The sequence below is a fragment of the Acidovorax sp. NN32 genome, assembly GCF_057597245.1.
The window spans coordinates 4,112,927-4,126,359 of record NZ_CP199679.1 but is presented as its reverse complement, the minus strand read 5'-3'; the positions used below and the strand labels follow the sequence as shown (position 1 = coordinate 4,126,359).

11 protein-coding genes are annotated in these 13,433 nt (G+C 65.0%); 4 read left to right on the top strand and 7 right to left on the bottom strand.

Annotated features, from left to right (window positions below; all coding sequences use genetic code 11):
* Positions 1 to 46: 46 nt before the first annotated feature.
* On the top strand, positions 47 to 877 hold the full coding sequence (gene xdhC, locus ACT89O_RS18970; protein WP_487260862.1) for a xanthine dehydrogenase accessory protein XdhC: 831 nt from the start codon (positions 47 to 49) through the stop codon (positions 875 to 877).
* Between the two features lie 212 nt (positions 878 to 1,089).
* Entirely contained in the window at positions 1,090 to 2,331 is a 1,242-nt protein-coding gene (locus tag ACT89O_RS18965; RefSeq protein ID WP_487260861.1) for a urate hydroxylase PuuD, read from the top strand.
* A gap of 67 nt (positions 2,332 to 2,398) precedes the next feature.
* Here the strand turns inward: ACT89O_RS18965 and ACT89O_RS18960 are convergent, their stop codons facing one another.
* The 4 genes from ACT89O_RS18960 to ACT89O_RS18945 all read right to left on the bottom strand — a co-directional run bounded on the left by ACT89O_RS18960 (position 2,399) and on the right by ACT89O_RS18945 (position 6,787).
* The gene (locus ACT89O_RS18960) at positions 2,399 to 2,833 is read right to left on the bottom strand and encodes a DUF2267 domain-containing protein (RefSeq protein ID WP_487260860.1); all 435 of its coding nucleotides are present in this window, start codon (positions 2,831 to 2,833) and stop codon (positions 2,399 to 2,401) included.
* Positions 2,834 to 3,007: 174 nt separating this feature from the next.
* Complete coding sequence (locus ACT89O_RS18955) at positions 3,008 to 3,391, bottom strand: RidA family protein (RefSeq protein ID WP_487260859.1); 384 nt, start codon at positions 3,389 to 3,391, stop codon at positions 3,008 to 3,010.
* Positions 3,392 to 4,098: 707 nt separating this feature from the next.
* Entirely contained in the window at positions 4,099 to 4,506 is a 408-nt protein-coding gene (locus ACT89O_RS18950) for a DUF6896 domain-containing protein (protein ID WP_487260858.1), read from the bottom strand.
* 436 nt (positions 4,507 to 4,942) lie between these two features.
* Positions 4,943 to 6,787, bottom strand: coding sequence for an EAL domain-containing protein (locus tag ACT89O_RS18945; protein ID WP_487262884.1), 1,845 nt, complete (start codon positions 6,785 to 6,787; stop codon positions 4,943 to 4,945).
* 264 nt (positions 6,788 to 7,051) lie between these two features.
* On the opposite strand from ACT89O_RS18945, the gene ACT89O_RS18940 reads away from it, so the two are divergent.
* Both ACT89O_RS18940 and ACT89O_RS18935 read left to right on the top strand, forming a co-directional pair.
* Entirely contained in the window at positions 7,052 to 7,675 is a 624-nt protein-coding gene (locus ACT89O_RS18940) for a Crp/Fnr family transcriptional regulator (RefSeq protein WP_121420894.1), read from the top strand.
* 317 nt (positions 7,676 to 7,992) lie between these two features.
* Positions 7,993 to 10,101: a sensor domain-containing diguanylate cyclase gene (locus ACT89O_RS18935; protein WP_218300448.1), complete on the top strand. Its 2,109-nt coding sequence runs from the start codon at positions 7,993 to 7,995 to the stop codon at positions 10,099 to 10,101.
* Between the two features lie 208 nt (positions 10,102 to 10,309).
* Here ACT89O_RS18935 and ACT89O_RS18930 read toward each other — a convergent pair whose 3' ends face one another.
* From ACT89O_RS18930 to ACT89O_RS18920, 3 genes are read right to left on the bottom strand one after another with little or no spacing between them, the layout of a single operon-like run.
* Complete coding sequence (locus ACT89O_RS18930; RefSeq protein ID WP_121420892.1) at positions 10,310 to 11,353, bottom strand: VWA domain-containing protein; 1,044 nt, start codon at positions 11,351 to 11,353, stop codon at positions 10,310 to 10,312.
* Positions 11,354 to 11,389: 36 nt separating this feature from the next.
* Positions 11,390 to 12,415 carry a DUF58 domain-containing protein gene (locus tag ACT89O_RS18925; protein WP_487260857.1) on the bottom strand — a complete coding sequence of 342 codons (1,026 nt, stop codon included), beginning with the start codon at positions 12,413 to 12,415 and terminating at the stop codon, positions 11,390 to 11,392.
* Complete coding sequence (locus tag ACT89O_RS18920) at positions 12,396 to 13,415, bottom strand: AAA family ATPase (protein WP_228896529.1); 1,020 nt, start codon at positions 13,413 to 13,415, stop codon at positions 12,396 to 12,398. Before ACT89O_RS18920 ends, ACT89O_RS18925 begins: the two co-directional genes overlap by 20 nt.
* Positions 13,416 to 13,433: the final 18 nt, after the last annotated feature.

The window sequence follows — 13,433 nt, the reverse complement described above, 5'->3', positions numbered from 1 at the left end:
GATGCCCCGTGGGGCGGGCGACCCTTGGTGGCGTGAAGGATCTGGATTGACTGATGTACTTTTGTTGCTGGACGGCCTTGCAGCCGCCCCCGCCTGTCTGGTAAGGGTGGAGTCTACCGAAGGCTCGGCCCCGCGTGAACCCGGCGCGTGGATGGCCGTGTTCGCAGACCGTATCGTGGGCACCATCGGCGGCGGCCATCTGGAGCTGCAGGCGATTGCCGAAGCGCGCCGCCGCCTGGGCGGTGTGCCCGGCCCGGCCCCGGGGCAGCCACCCATGCGTTTTGCACTGGGCCCGGCGCTGGGGCAATGCTGCGGGGGCGTGGTGTACCTGGGTTTTGAGGTGCTGACCGCTGCCGACCTGGCCCCCGCTGCGGGTCTGCGCGCGCGCCTGTCGCCGCACCAGCACCCCGTGGCATTGTTCGGTGGCGGCCATGTGGGCCACGCGCTGGCGCGGGTGCTGGCGCCGCTGCCGTTTGCGCTGACCTGGGTCGACAGCCGCGACGGCATCTTCCCTAGCCCCACGCCCGAGGCCGTGGTCTGCGAACACTCCGAGCCCGTGCAACTGGCCGTGCCCCGCCTGGCGCCGGGCAGCCGCGTGCTGATCATGAGCTTTAGCCATGCCGAAGACCTGGACGTGGTGGCCGCCTGCCTGCGCCGCCAGCGTGAACAGGGCGACCTGCCTTTCATCGGCCTCATAGGCAGCAAGACCAAATGGGCGACGTTTCGCAATCGCCTGAACGGGCGCGGCTTTGCACAGGACGAACTGGCCCAGGTCACCTGCCCCATTGGTATCCCCGGCATTGAGGGCAAGGAGCCCGAAGTGATCGCCGTCGCGGTGGCTGCGCAGCTGCTGCAGACGCTGAAGGGGGCGGGCTGAGGGTAATTCCGGGCCTCCATGCCTCGGATTGGGGCTGGAGTCGGGAACAATTCCTGCATACACTTTTCAACGGATTTGTTGACGGTTTACGGGTCGCAGCGGTGCCCCGGCGGGTTTGCCCGCCAAGGTGCGCGACCAAAATTTCTGCTCAGAGCGCCCGCAGTGGTGAGCAGGTTTGCTGTTTGGCGCTGACGCGCCATCAAGGTTGAGATATGGAAAGCTACTTTCTCGACTGGGCCAACCTGCTGTTGCGCTGGGTCCACGTCATCACCGCCATCGCCTGGATTGGCTCGTCGTTCTACTTCGTCTTCCTCGACAGCAGCCTCACGCCGCCTGAGGACGACGACCTCAAGAAACAGGGCGTGAGCGGCGAACTCTGGGCCGTGCACGGCGGCGGTTTCTACCACCCGGTCAAGTTCGCCGTGTCGCCGCCCAAGCTGCCCGGCCACCTGCACTGGTTCTTCTGGGAAAGCTACAGCACCTGGATCAGCGGCTTTGCGCTGTTCACCGTGTCGTACCTCTACAGCGCCAGCACCTACCTCATCGACAAGTCGAAGATGGACTGGGCGCCTGCCACGGCCATCGTCGTCGCGCTGGCGTTCTTCGTCGTGTTCTGGCTGCTGTACGACGCGATCTGCCGCATCTTTGGCCAGAGGAAGAACGGCGACGCCATCGTGGGTGCGCTCGTCTTCGTGCTGGTGTGCATCGCCTCGTGGCTGGCCTGCCACTGGTTTGCTGGCCGCGCAGCCTTCTTGCTGGTGGGCGCGATGATCGCCACGGCCATGAGTGCCAACGTGTTCTTTTGGATCATCCCCGGCCAGCGCACCGTGATCGCACAGATCAAGGCGGGCGAACCGGTGGACCCGATCCACGGCAAGCGCGGCAAACAGCGCAGCGTGCACAACACCTACTTCACGCTGCCGGTGCTGTTTGCCATGCTGAGCAACCACTACAGCTTTACCTGGAGCCACCCGCAAAACTGGCTGGTGCTGATCCTGATGATGTTTGCGGGCGCCGCCATCCGCCAGTTCTTTGTGATGCGCCACGGCTACAAGCTGGGCCGCAACGGCAACCCGCTGCCCTATGCGCTGGTGGGCGTGGCCGTCATCGTCGGCGCCATCGTGTGGATGCGCCCCGCGCCCATGGCTGCTGTCAGTGGTGCTCCTGTTTCAGGAGCTGCTAGCGCAATTGCAGCAAGCGCTAGCGGCCAAAATGACTACAAGTCGGTGCAAGCCGTGCTGGAGCAACGCTGCTACCTGTGCCACGGCGAGGCGGTGCAGATGAAGAACCTGCGGCTCGATTCACCCGACAGCGTCAAGCAACACGCCCAGGCCATCTACCAGCAGGTGGTGGTGCAAAAACTCATGCCCATGAACAACGCCACGCAGATCACCGACGCGGAGCGGGCGCTGATCGGGCGCTGGTTTGAGGCGGGGGCGCCTACGGGGCCTTGAGATTTCGCAGGGATTGGTCCGACCAATGCAGAGGCGAGGCCTCGCTCGACGACGAGCCTGGCAGGGGTTAGGCGGGCTTGCCAACTCCACTCCAAAGCTCGCGCAGTTCGGGTGGCAGTGCCTCTAACGCACGAGCGAAGGTATCCGAAGGGAGTACAGCGAATAACGCGAATCCAACTGACTCAATGGCGTTGTCAGGGGAGAAGTTGTGTTCGCGGCGCAGCGAGCGGACTTCTTCCAGCAAATCGGCCCGGGTGCCGACGCTGGCGACGTGATCGCCAGGTCTCCAGCCTTCGACGAAGAGACCTCTTACAGCAGGGGGCAACTGATCTGCAAAACGAAGCGCTTGCTCGAGAGTAAGCCTGCGACGGAAAACATGGAGCACGCCTTCGACCATGTTCCAGGCCATGTTCGTCGTCGCCAGGCCGGCTTGATCGCGGGCTGCCACCATGAACTTCTCGAAATCGACGGATGCTCGTTGGTATTCTGGAGGCCAGGGCATGAGGTTTGGGGCGTAAGAATTGGGTGGTTGCGAAGCGCAGCGTGCGGCAGCAGGATTCGGTCAGGAACTGCGGTGGCGGCAAACGGAGGCTGACGCTCAAGGTTTGACATGAGCAGCCTGCCGGAGCGAGTCCAATCGATGTGAGGGCTATGCGACGCCCAGAGCGTAGGGTGGTTAGGCCTTGATGACTCGGGCATCGATTTCAACGAGTTGACCTTCGTAGCCAAAGCAGGCAACACCCAGCAGGGTAGCTGGCGGAACATCCTCAGCGAACCATGCAGTGACGGCGGCCCAAGCGCTTTCGAGTTGGATTCGATCTCCGACGACGTAAACCACGATTTGCCGGATGTCCGTGATCGAGAAGCCATGCACCGACAGGAGTAGCTCCAGATTCCGTAGGCACTGCGTCGCTTGGGCAGCCGGGTCATCGGGTGCCACCAGTTCTCCGCAAGAATTCAGAGGCACTTGGCCTGCGACGAAGAGCTGATCGCCTACCTGTTGCGCGTATCGGTACATCGGTGTGCTTGCAAGGCCAGCTGCTACTTCGGCTTCATTCATGGCGTAACGGTGCAAATTTGGGTTGGGATGAGCTGTTGCTCAAAGTGGCGCTCATCGAACTATCCATTGTCCTGACGCTTAACGCTGCGTTAAGCGGCCGCGGGCCGATACAACATCAGGAAACACGAAAGTCTCTCCCCGCGGTCCGCTTGAACGCATAGTTAGGTTTGCACTCCTGGACGCAATAGGGCAATCACTCTGCGAACCTCACCCGGAACTTGATGGTAGATGCGCTGAGTCATTCTGTCGGGTACATAGCTAGCAAACTGGGAGTGAACCCGCTCAAGAGCTACGAGAAGCTTCTCTTGAGTCTGGGCACTAGCGAGGCCGGACTCGATGACAGCTTGTGCAACGGGCGGCAGACTTGATGAAGCCCACTCATTGCCTCTCGATGCGTCTGACGCAAGGTACTGTAAGTATGCGTCGAGATAGTAGAGTCGGGCGCGCGGCCCCATGTGGACCAGCGCCTCTGCGCACAGCATCGCGTTCTCATGGAACAACGCAATTGCCTCCCTTTGGGATTTTCCCTGGAAAATCTCTAGCGCGACTCGCTCATCAAGAGAGTCATGGATGTTGATCTCTTCAGGCGTGGGACAAGGCATGACTTGCGAACCTAACGTTGGAGATGAGGCGCAAACACCGGCGGCACGGCCTTGGCAAATGCGCGCAAACGTTGAACGCCGGTGTTTGTCGCCTCGATTGACGGGTTAGGCAGCATTTTCGCGAAGGTAGTGAAGGATGTAGCCGGAATAGATGATTGAGCCAGCCTCGACCTCTGCCTTGAAGCAAGCCTCAAGTTCTTTCTCTGACTTGAACCCGTATTGAGCGAGGCGTTCATCGGCAAAGTTCGATAGACGCCAAGTGTCGAACCCATTTGTTTCGCCGTTTGCACCGAAATCAAAATCTACCGAACCACCTTTGAGGTGTACTGCACAGCCATAGCCGTGTTTGAAGTACTTCACTCCGCCCGCAAGGACACCTGTTTGCGGGACTTCATTACAAGCCCACGCATCATTGCTTTTCGGGCGAGCAATGCCGTTTTCTTCAAGGAGCCGCACAGCAGACGCGACTGACGAGAGGTAGTCTTCAATGAGCAGAGCGAGGCGCTTATCCATGCTGCCTAACGTGATGTATCCCGCAAACCTTGCGAAATACACTGGACCTTGCGCTTGCGAAATATTCTGGACACGGATTCCTCCTGAAATTGGCTTACAGCCTGGGATTGCGGTCGCTGTGCTGTGCAAATATCCAGGTATAAAAATTCCGCGAAACCCGGCACGCCTCAGCCGAGCAAACTATAGCCTGCGACATCGCAGCAAGGCTGGGTGACCGAGACTCAGATTTCAGCCGCGAACAGGGTGAATGATCGGGTGTGGGAGTGGCGCTCACAGGCGCGCCTGGGCTCCAAGCGGACAAGCCTACCTCTTGATCGTCCAGTCCCAGTAGCCGACGGAAGCTGCGCTGGGGGCGCGGGCCTCTGCGCCGTACGAATGCTCATTGCGGTGTAGTCGCGCTACAGGCCCAACGCTCGCGCTGCGGCACTTCCACTCCCTATGCCGCCAGCACATCCTGCAGCGCCCGCGTAGCCGCCAGCGCCCCCAGGCTGGATTCGGTGAAGCCGCCATGCAGCACCACCCCGGTCGCTGCCTGCTTGGCCTCGTGCTTGGCCACGGCTGCCAGGTTGGCCACTTCCTCGGCATGCCGAAAACGCCCGGGCGTGATGCGCACCGCACCAATGGCCAGCGTGGTACACGGAAAGAACCGTGGCACCCCATGCCGGTCTTCGGCCTGGATGCCACCGGCGCGCCGGGCCTCGTCGTCAAATAGCGTGAGCGCTTCGCGGGCAAAGGCGTCCACGATGTTCTTGCAGCGCTGCAGCCAGTTGCTGCTCTGGAAGATCAGCATGAAATCATCGCCCCCCACATGGCCCACGAAGTCGCGCCGCGCGTCGCAGTGCGCCGTGGCCAGGCGGGCCACCAGTCGGATCATTTGGTCGCCGCGCCAGTAGCCGTAGTGGTCGTTGAAGGGCTTGAAGTTGTTCAGGTCGGCATAACACGCCACAAACTCGGTGTGGTGGTCCAGCAGGCGCTGCATGTGCAGGCTGATGGGGATGTTGCCGGGCAAGAAGGTCAGCGGGTTGGCGTGGCGCGCGGCTTCGATGCGGGTTTCTGTCACAGCGCGCACCAGTTGGTCGCCCGTGCCAAGGCCCAGGTAGCGGCCGTTGTCGGTGACGATGTAGCCGTCGTTCAGATACCGCTGGTCCTGTGAGGTGAGGATGCCCACGAGCTGGTCCACGTCACAGTCCAGCTCGACCACGCGCGGTGCCTGGTTGGCAAACGCCAGGCACGATTTGCGGCCATGCACCTCGCGAAAGTACAGCGTGGCGTAGTGGTTCATGAACTGCTGGCGGTTGATGAGCGCCACGGGGCGCGTGCCGTCCACCACGGCCAGCGCGTGCAAATCGGTGCGCTCATGGAACATGGCGGCCACTGCATCGTTGCTGGTGGCGGGCGAGGCGGTGGGCGCCTGCACCACCAGCAGGCTGCGCAGGATGCCGGGGCGTGCGGTCTGGCCCAGGTGCGGCAGCACGGCCACGCGGCGGTCCTGCATCACTTCCTGTGCCGGGCTCTCCACGGCCTCACGCGGGGCCTTGGCAGGGCGGCCCAGCAGCCAGCCCTGGCCGTAAGGGACGTCCAGGTCGCGCAGCGCGCGCAGGTCGTCGCGTGTCTCGATGCCTTCGGCAATCAGCTTGGTGCCAAACATATGGGCTATGCCCTTGATGGCCTGCAGCATCTGCAGGTTCTCGGGCTGGTTGCTGATGTCGCGGATGAAGTACTTGTCGATCTTCACGAAGTCGGGCTTCACCTCGGACCACAGCCGCAGGCTGGAGCGGCCGTCGCCAAAGTCGTCCAGCGCCAGCCGCGCGCCGCAGGCGTGCACCGCCTTGATGGCCTGGCGCAGCTGGGGCATGTCGGTCACGCGCTCGTGCTCGGTGATTTCCAGCACCAGAAGGCGTGCGCTCACGCCAAAGCTGCGCACGGCCTCGCCCAGCATCGGCGCGCCCACCAGGGCCACCCCGTGCACCAGCGCGTCGGCGCTGATGTTCACAAACAGGCGGCCCGGCGCCTTCTGAACGCCCCACTGCTGCAAGGCGGTGAACACGCACAGCAGCTCGAAGTCCTGAAGGATGTGCTCGCGCCGCGCCAGCTCCAGCAAGGCATCGGGCGTGTGCAAAGGGGTGCCCTCGGGGCCCCGGATCAGGGCTTCGTGGGCATACACGCTGCCCTCGCGCAGGTCGGCCAGGGGCTGGAACACGCAGTGCAGGCCCCCTTCGCGCATGAGTTGTGCCAGAGGGCCCTTGCCATGGCGCGCAGCCGGGGACAGCAAGGCCATCATCGCCTCCAGTCGGCTCCAAAGGGGGTTGTGCGTCACGGTAGATGGGGGGCTCTGAGCAAGGTGCCCACGATATCGGCCGGGTGTGACAACCTTGTTACACACTGTTTCCGTGAGGTGACAGGCCATTCCCTGGGGTGGACGTTCGGGGGGCATGCAGGTTGTTCATGCGTTGGCTCAACCCTGGCGCAGCGGCAGGGCTGCCGCGAGGGTTCGGTTTGATCTTGCTCAATGCCCAGCGGTCCGGGGCGCGGCACAGTCCGTCCCATGCTGCCCTCTACCTATTTCTCACTGCCCGCCGAAACCGAGGTGATTGCCGCCGGTGAAGTGCTGCGCAGGCGCAACGAGGTGCTGACGTCTGTGCTGCACCTCGAAAGTGGCCGCGTGCTGCGCGGTGTGCTCGACGATGGCTACCTGCGCCACCAGCTGGGGGCCGTGGAAGGGCCGTTCTGGCTCGATGCCGCGTCGGCCCTGATGGGCATGCCGCTGCCGGTGGACATGGTGGCCGACACCCGTGTGCAGGTGCGCCGCCTGCCCATCGAGGAGTTTCGCCGCAGCCTTGCAGAAATGCCGGCGGGTGCGCGGGGCCTGTTGCTTGACATGGCGCAGGGCTACCGCCAGCAGTCCGAGCTGGCCGTGAGCCGCCTCGCGCAGGATGCCGAATCGCGCTGCGCGCAGTGGTTGCTCAACCACGCCGAGCCTGACCACAGCGGCACCATGCAGGTCACGCTGCACCAGCGCAAGCGCCTGATTGCGGCGCAGTTGGGCATCGCCCCCGAAACCTTCTCGCGCGTGCTGCGCCATCTGCGGGAGCTGGGCCTGATCCACGGCACGGGCAATGTGCTGAACCTGCCCCAGCCCCGGGCGCTGCAGTCGATGGCGGGTTGCTGAACTGAACCCAGTGTGGATGGCTTCGGCGCCGCGCGAAAAATAGCGCGCACCGCCTCTGCTACTGGCGCGCCGTCCGCCAGCGCACCCGTGGAACTGGCTTTGCCAGGCCACTGGGTGCGTCCCCCTCCGGGGGAAGCCGCGCAGCGGCTCAGGGAGGCTTCCTCGTCAGGGTTTGTCCTTGGGTTTCACTGAGGGTTCTACCCAAGCCCTGGGCTGCAGGGGCTGCGTATATTTGTTGGGACCTGTCCGGTTTGACCTGTCCCCATGCCCAACGCCACCCCTTCGCGCCCATCGGGCGCTCCCTGCGCGGAGTGTCCATGACGCCCCCGACCCACCCTGCGCCGCCACAGGACGCGCCGGGCTGGTCAATGCCCGGTCCGCTGGTGTTGCGGCTGGTGCTGGTGGCGGTGCTGGCCGTGGGGCTGTCGGGGGCGGTGTCGGCGTGGCTGGTTACGCGGGCCTCCGGGCAAGAGGCCATGCGGCGGGTGGTGAGCCAGCAGACCGATGAGGTCGAGGTGGTGGCCCGCCTGCTGGCCAGCAAGATCGAGCAAAGCCAGAAGGTGTTGCGCACGGTGGCTGCTGGTATTACGCCCGCCATGCTCGAATCACCCTCGGCCCTCGAATGGCTGCTGCAGCAGGGCCTGCCCGCCGTTCAGTTCTTTGATGCGATGCAGGTCGCCCGCGACAACGGCGAACTGCGGCTGAACTTGCGTGGGGGGCGGCTGGACAAGGCCTCCAACCTGGACCCCGCCGAGCGCGATGCGCTGCGCCGCACGCTCATCGACGGCAAGCCGCTGGTGTCCGAGTTGATTGCCGGGCGCACCAGCGACGCGCGTGTGATGTTCACCATGCCGCTGCACCGCGAAGACGGCACTGTGCTGGGTGTGGTGGCGGGTGCGTTGCGCCTGCAATCGCAGGGCCTGCTGCCGCCGTCCATGACACTGCCCGCGCGCGATGATTCTCGGCTGCTGGTGTTTACGCGCGACGGCACCATCCTCTCGCACTCGGACCCGACCCGCATCATGGGCAAGGTGAGCGACGAGACGGGCCTGGCGCCCGTCTACAGCCGCTGGCTGGAGCAGGCCCAGCCAGTGGTAGGGCGGGGCACGACCCATCTTGAAGACCAGCACATCGTCAGCATGGCGGGCATGCCGCTGCCGCAATGGATCGTGGCGCGGGTCAGCCCCTCGCAGGCGCTGCTGGCGCCACTGCAGGGCGCACAGCGCGAAGCCTGGTGGTTGGCCGCCGCCAGCATGGCGCTGTGCATGCTGCTCGTGGCCGGGCTGATGGCCTGGATGGCGCAGCCGCTGGCGCAGCTCACGCACAGTGCCCGCCAGCTGCTGCGGCGCAGCACGCGTGCTGGCCCGCCGCAAGGCACCGTCGCCTGGCCGCGTGCGGGGGGTGAAGTGGGCGAACTGGTGCAAATGTTCCAGGGCATGGTGCAGCAGGGCAGCCTGCAGCAGCAGCACAAGGCCACGCTGGACGGGCAGTTCCAGGCCGTGCTCGACAGTGCCTCGGTGGGCATCGTCATCTCGCGCCACGGCATCCTGGAGGTGGTGAGCCGGCAGGCCTGCCTGATGCTGGGCTACACCGAGGGCGAACTGCAGGGCCATCCGGCGCGCACCCTGTATGCCAACGATGCCGAATACGGCCGCATTGGCGAGCGTGTGCAGGCCGAGTTCGCCGCACATGGCGCCTTCGATGGCGATGTCTGCTTCATGCGCAAGGATGGCACCCCCGTGTGGGCCCGCGTGCAGGGCCGTGGTGTGCGGCCCGACGAGATGGCAGGCGGCACCGTCTGGATTCTGGAGGACATCACCGCTGCACGCGAGGCACAGATGCAGCAGGCGTGGGAGCGCACGCACGATGCCCTGACCCAGCTTTACAACCGCAATGCGTTTGACGAGCGTCTGGGCCTGCTGCTGGCCGAACGCTCGATGCGCCCGCGCGCACCGGATGCAGACAGCAGCGAAGCAGCCGGGGACGGCGTGGTGCTGTTTCTGGATCTGGACCACTTCACCGTGGTCAATGACATTGCCGGGCATGACGCGGGCGACGACGTGCTGCGCCATGTGGCCCGCTTGCTCGAATCCCAGGTGCGCCAGATAGGCTGGGCCGCGCGGCTGGGCGGCGACGAGTTTGCGGTGGTGCTGCCCGGATGCGCGCTGGCACGGGGCCAGGCGGTGGCGGAGCAGCTGCGCGCCTCGGTACAGGCGTGGGAGCCTTCGTACCAGGGGCGCAGCTTCACGCTGGGGGTGAGCATCGGGTTGGTGGTGCTCGATGCGAGTCTGCAGGATGTGCCGTCGGTGCTGTATGCGGCCGACATGGCGTGCTACGACGCCAAGCGCGCGGGGCGCAACCGGGTAGAGACGCGCCATGCGAGCCAGGCGACGGCGTCGGGGCGGATGGCGCTGGGAGCGGCGTGAGCAGATTTCAAGAGATTTTGGGGTGTAGCGCTGGCTGGTAATGCGCTGACAGCTATCTTTTTTGAAGTCTATGGTTTGGAGAATGCTGATGAGTGCACGGTGGCGCTTACTCGCATCCCAAGCACGCCCGAGACAAGCACTACAGGCTATATGCTATAAAAATGGTAGCTATTTACGCTTGTCTAGTAAGCGGTAGAGCCAAAAAATCTCACAAAATCCGCCCGTGCCACCACACCGACAGCCCGGCTGCCAGCAACGCCAACGTCGCCCCCAGCAACGCCAGCAATGACGAGATTTCGGTTTCCCGCTTCTCCACCGTCAGCCGTGAACTGAGCGTCTCGTACACCTTCTTCAAATCTGCGGCGGTGGCCGCGTGGAAGTACTCGGCGTTGGTGCGCGTGGCCACGGCCTTCAGGGTTTCTTCGTCCAGCCGCACCCGCATGGACCAGCCTTCAAAGCCGATGGTCTCCCCCGCCACCGTACCCACGCCCACGGTGTACACCCGCACCCCCCGGTCGGCCGCCCATTTAGCGGCCTCCAGTGGGTCCACGCCAGTGGTGCGCTGGCCGTCGGTCAGCATGATGATGGCGGCCGAGGTGTAGGAGCCGGGCGCCACAGGTGTGAACGCCTTGGCAGGGTCTTGTTTGCCAATTTCGTCAATGGGCTTGGGGCGCATGGCCTGGCGGCCGCCCAGGGCCGAGATGTCGATGCCCGCGTCGGGGAAGATGGTGGCCAGCGACAGCATGATGCCGTTGCCCGTGGCCGTGCCGCGCTGGAGCTGAAAACTGTCGATGGCTTTGACGAGGTCTTCGCGGCTTTGCGTGGGCAGCTGGGCCAGCTGGGCGCTGCCAGCAAACGCCACGATGCCCACACGCACATGGCGTGGCAACTCGGCGATGAAGGCCTTGGCGGCGTTCTGCGCAGCAGTGAGGCGGTCGGGCTCCACATCGGCGGCGCGCATGCTGCCCGAGACATCCATGGCCAGCATGATGGTCTGGTCCTGCGAGGGCAGGGTGATGACGGCCAGCGGGCGTGCGGTGGCCAGCAGCAGCGCCACCAGCGCCAGCAGAAAGAGTGCGGGCGGGATGTGGCGGCGCAGGTTCTGGCCGGGGCCCATGGCCTCGCGCACCAGCGACAGGCTGGAATAGCTCAGCGCCGTTTTCTTGCGCCGGTGCAGCAGCCACCAGTACATCAGTACCAGCAGGGGCACGACCAGCAACAGCCAGAGCAGGGTGGGCCAGAGAAAAACCATGGTGTGTTCCTTCGGGCGGGGCGCGTTTTGGTTCGTTCAGGCGGCGTGCTGCGCCGGGTCTGCAGCGCGGGAGGGCGCGGCTCGGGAGGTGCGTACCCGGCGCTGGCGCAGGTCCATGAAACGCAGCAGGGCATCGACCAGATCGTCGTCGGTGCACAGCTCCAGCGTGTCGGCGCCCGCGCGGGTCAGGCCTTCGCGCAGCACGGCCTCGCGTTCGGCCGCCAGGCGGGCGAAGCGGCGGCGAAAGCCCGCGTCGTGGGTGTCCACCTGCAGCTGCTCGCCGCTTTCGGCATCGCGCAGCGTGATCAGGCCCACATCGGGCAGTTCCAGCTCCAGCGGGTCGAGCAGGCGCACGGCCACCACGTCGTGCCGCTGGGCGAGTTGGGCCAGGGGCTTTTCCCAGCCGGGTGCGCTGATGAAGTCGGACACCACAAACACCGTGGAGCGGCGGCGCAGGTTGGCCAGGCCCGTTTGCAGCAAACGGTGCAGTTCTGTGGCGCCTCCGCCGGGTTTGGTTGTGCCGGTGGCAGGGGCGGGCGGTGTCAACAGCCGGTGCACCAGATGCAGCACATGGGCGCGGCTGTTGCGGGGCGGTAACACCGCATCCACAGCGCGGGCGGGTGCATTGCCTGCGCCGTAGAGCATGGCGCCCACGCGGTTGCCGTGGCGCGTCAGCAGGCGCGACAGCACGGCCACAAAGCCGGTCAGGATGTCGCGCTTGGCGTTGCCCTGCGGGCCGAAGTTGATGGACGGGCTCAGGTCCAGCAAAAACCAGGCGGACATCTCGCGGTCTTCGGTGAACACGCGCACGTGGGGGATGTTCAGGCGTGCAGTGACGTTCCAGTCGATGTGGCGCACGTCGTCATGCGGCTGGTACTCGCGCAGGTCGGCCAGGTCCAGGCCGCTGCCGCGCATCAGCGTGCGGTAGTCGCCCTGCAGCAGGCCGTCCAGGCGGCGGATCACCTTCCACTCCAGCTCGCGCAGTAGCCGGTCCGCCTGCCCCGGCAGGGTGGGCAGCGTGTGGACCGTGGCTGAAGTGGTGTCAGGCAACTTTTTGCTCATGATGCAGAGGCCGAGCCGGCGCCGGTATCTTGGCCATGATGCGCTTGACGAGGGCATCGGCATCCAGCCCTTCGGACAGCGCTTCGTACGACAGCGCGATGCGGTGGCGCAGCACGTCGGCCGCCAGGTCGGTCATGTCTTCGGGCAGAACATAGTTGCGCCCGCGCAGCATGGCCAGGGCCTGGGCGCCCTCTGCGAGGGCAATGGTGGCGCGCGGGCTGGCGCCGCAGCTTATGTAGCCCTCCAGGTCCTTGAGGCCATGCCGCGTGGGCTCGCGGGTGGCGGCCACCAGCTTCACGGCGTATTGCAGCATTGACGGGTCTACATACACGGTGCGGCATTCGGCCTGCAGCGCCGCCAGCTGCGCGGTGGTGGCCACGGGCAGCACCTGCACGGGCACATCGAGCGCGCGCTGGGCGATCACGAACTCTTCTTCCTCGGACGGATAGCCCAGCAGCACTTTCATCATGAAGCGGTCCACCTGGGCTTCGGGCAGCGCGTAGGTGCCTTCGGTCTCGATGGGGTTCTGGGTGGCCATGACCAGGAAGGGCTCGGGCACCTTGTGGGTCTCGCCCGCAATGGTCACCTGGCGCTCCTGCATCACCTCCAGCAGGGCGCTTTGCACCTTGGCTGGGGCGCGGTTGATTTCATCGGCCAGCAGCAGGTGGGTGAAGACCGGGCCCAGCGTGGTGCTGAACTCGCCGGTCTTCTGGTTGTACATGCGCGTGCCCACCAGATCGGCGGGCACCAGGTCGGGCGTGAACTGGATGCGCTTGAAGCTGCCCTGGATGGTGCTGGCCAGCGTCTTCACCGTCAGCGTCTTGGCCAGGCCCGGCACACCTTCGACCAGCAGATGGCCCTGGGCGAGCATGGCCACCATGACCCGCTCCAGAAAGCGGTCCTGGCCCACCACCACGCGCTTGACTTCGTAGAGCACCTGCTCCATCAGGGTGGCGGTGGCGGCGTTGTTCATGGCAGAGGGCGATGGGGTGGTTTCCATGGTGCTCCTTGTGAAGGT

Excerpts from the sequence above, each read along its gene's own strand:
- ACT89O_RS18965 (WP_487260861.1), top strand. The coding sequence starts at position 1,090 with ATGGAAAGCTACTTTCTCGACTGGGCCAACCTGCTGTTGCGCTGGGTC.
- ACT89O_RS18960 (WP_487260860.1), bottom strand. The coding sequence starts at position 2,833 with ATGCCCTGGCCTCCAGAATACCAACGAGCATCCGTCGATTTCGAGAAG.
- ACT89O_RS18955 (WP_487260859.1), bottom strand. The coding sequence starts at position 3,391 with ATGAATGAAGCCGAAGTAGCAGCTGGCCTTGCAAGCACACCGATGTAC.
- ACT89O_RS18950 (WP_487260858.1), bottom strand. The coding sequence starts at position 4,506 with ATGGATAAGCGCCTCGCTCTGCTCATTGAAGACTACCTCTCGTCAGTC.
- ACT89O_RS18945 (WP_487262884.1), bottom strand. The coding sequence starts at position 6,787 with ATGATGGCCTTGCTGTCCCCGGCTGCGCGCCATGGCAAGGGCCCTCTG.
- ACT89O_RS18940 (WP_121420894.1), top strand. The coding sequence starts at position 7,052 with ATGCTGCCCTCTACCTATTTCTCACTGCCCGCCGAAACCGAGGTGATT.
- ACT89O_RS18935 (WP_218300448.1), top strand. The coding sequence starts at position 7,993 with ATGACGCCCCCGACCCACCCTGCGCCGCCACAGGACGCGCCGGGCTGG.
- ACT89O_RS18930 (WP_121420892.1), bottom strand. The coding sequence starts at position 11,353 with ATGGTTTTTCTCTGGCCCACCCTGCTCTGGCTGTTGCTGGTCGTGCCC.
- ACT89O_RS18925 (WP_487260857.1), bottom strand. The coding sequence starts at position 12,415 with ATGAGCAAAAAGTTGCCTGACACCACTTCAGCCACGGTCCACACGCTG.
- ACT89O_RS18920 (WP_228896529.1), bottom strand. The coding sequence starts at position 13,415 with ATGGAAACCACCCCATCGCCCTCTGCCATGAACAACGCCGCCACCGCC.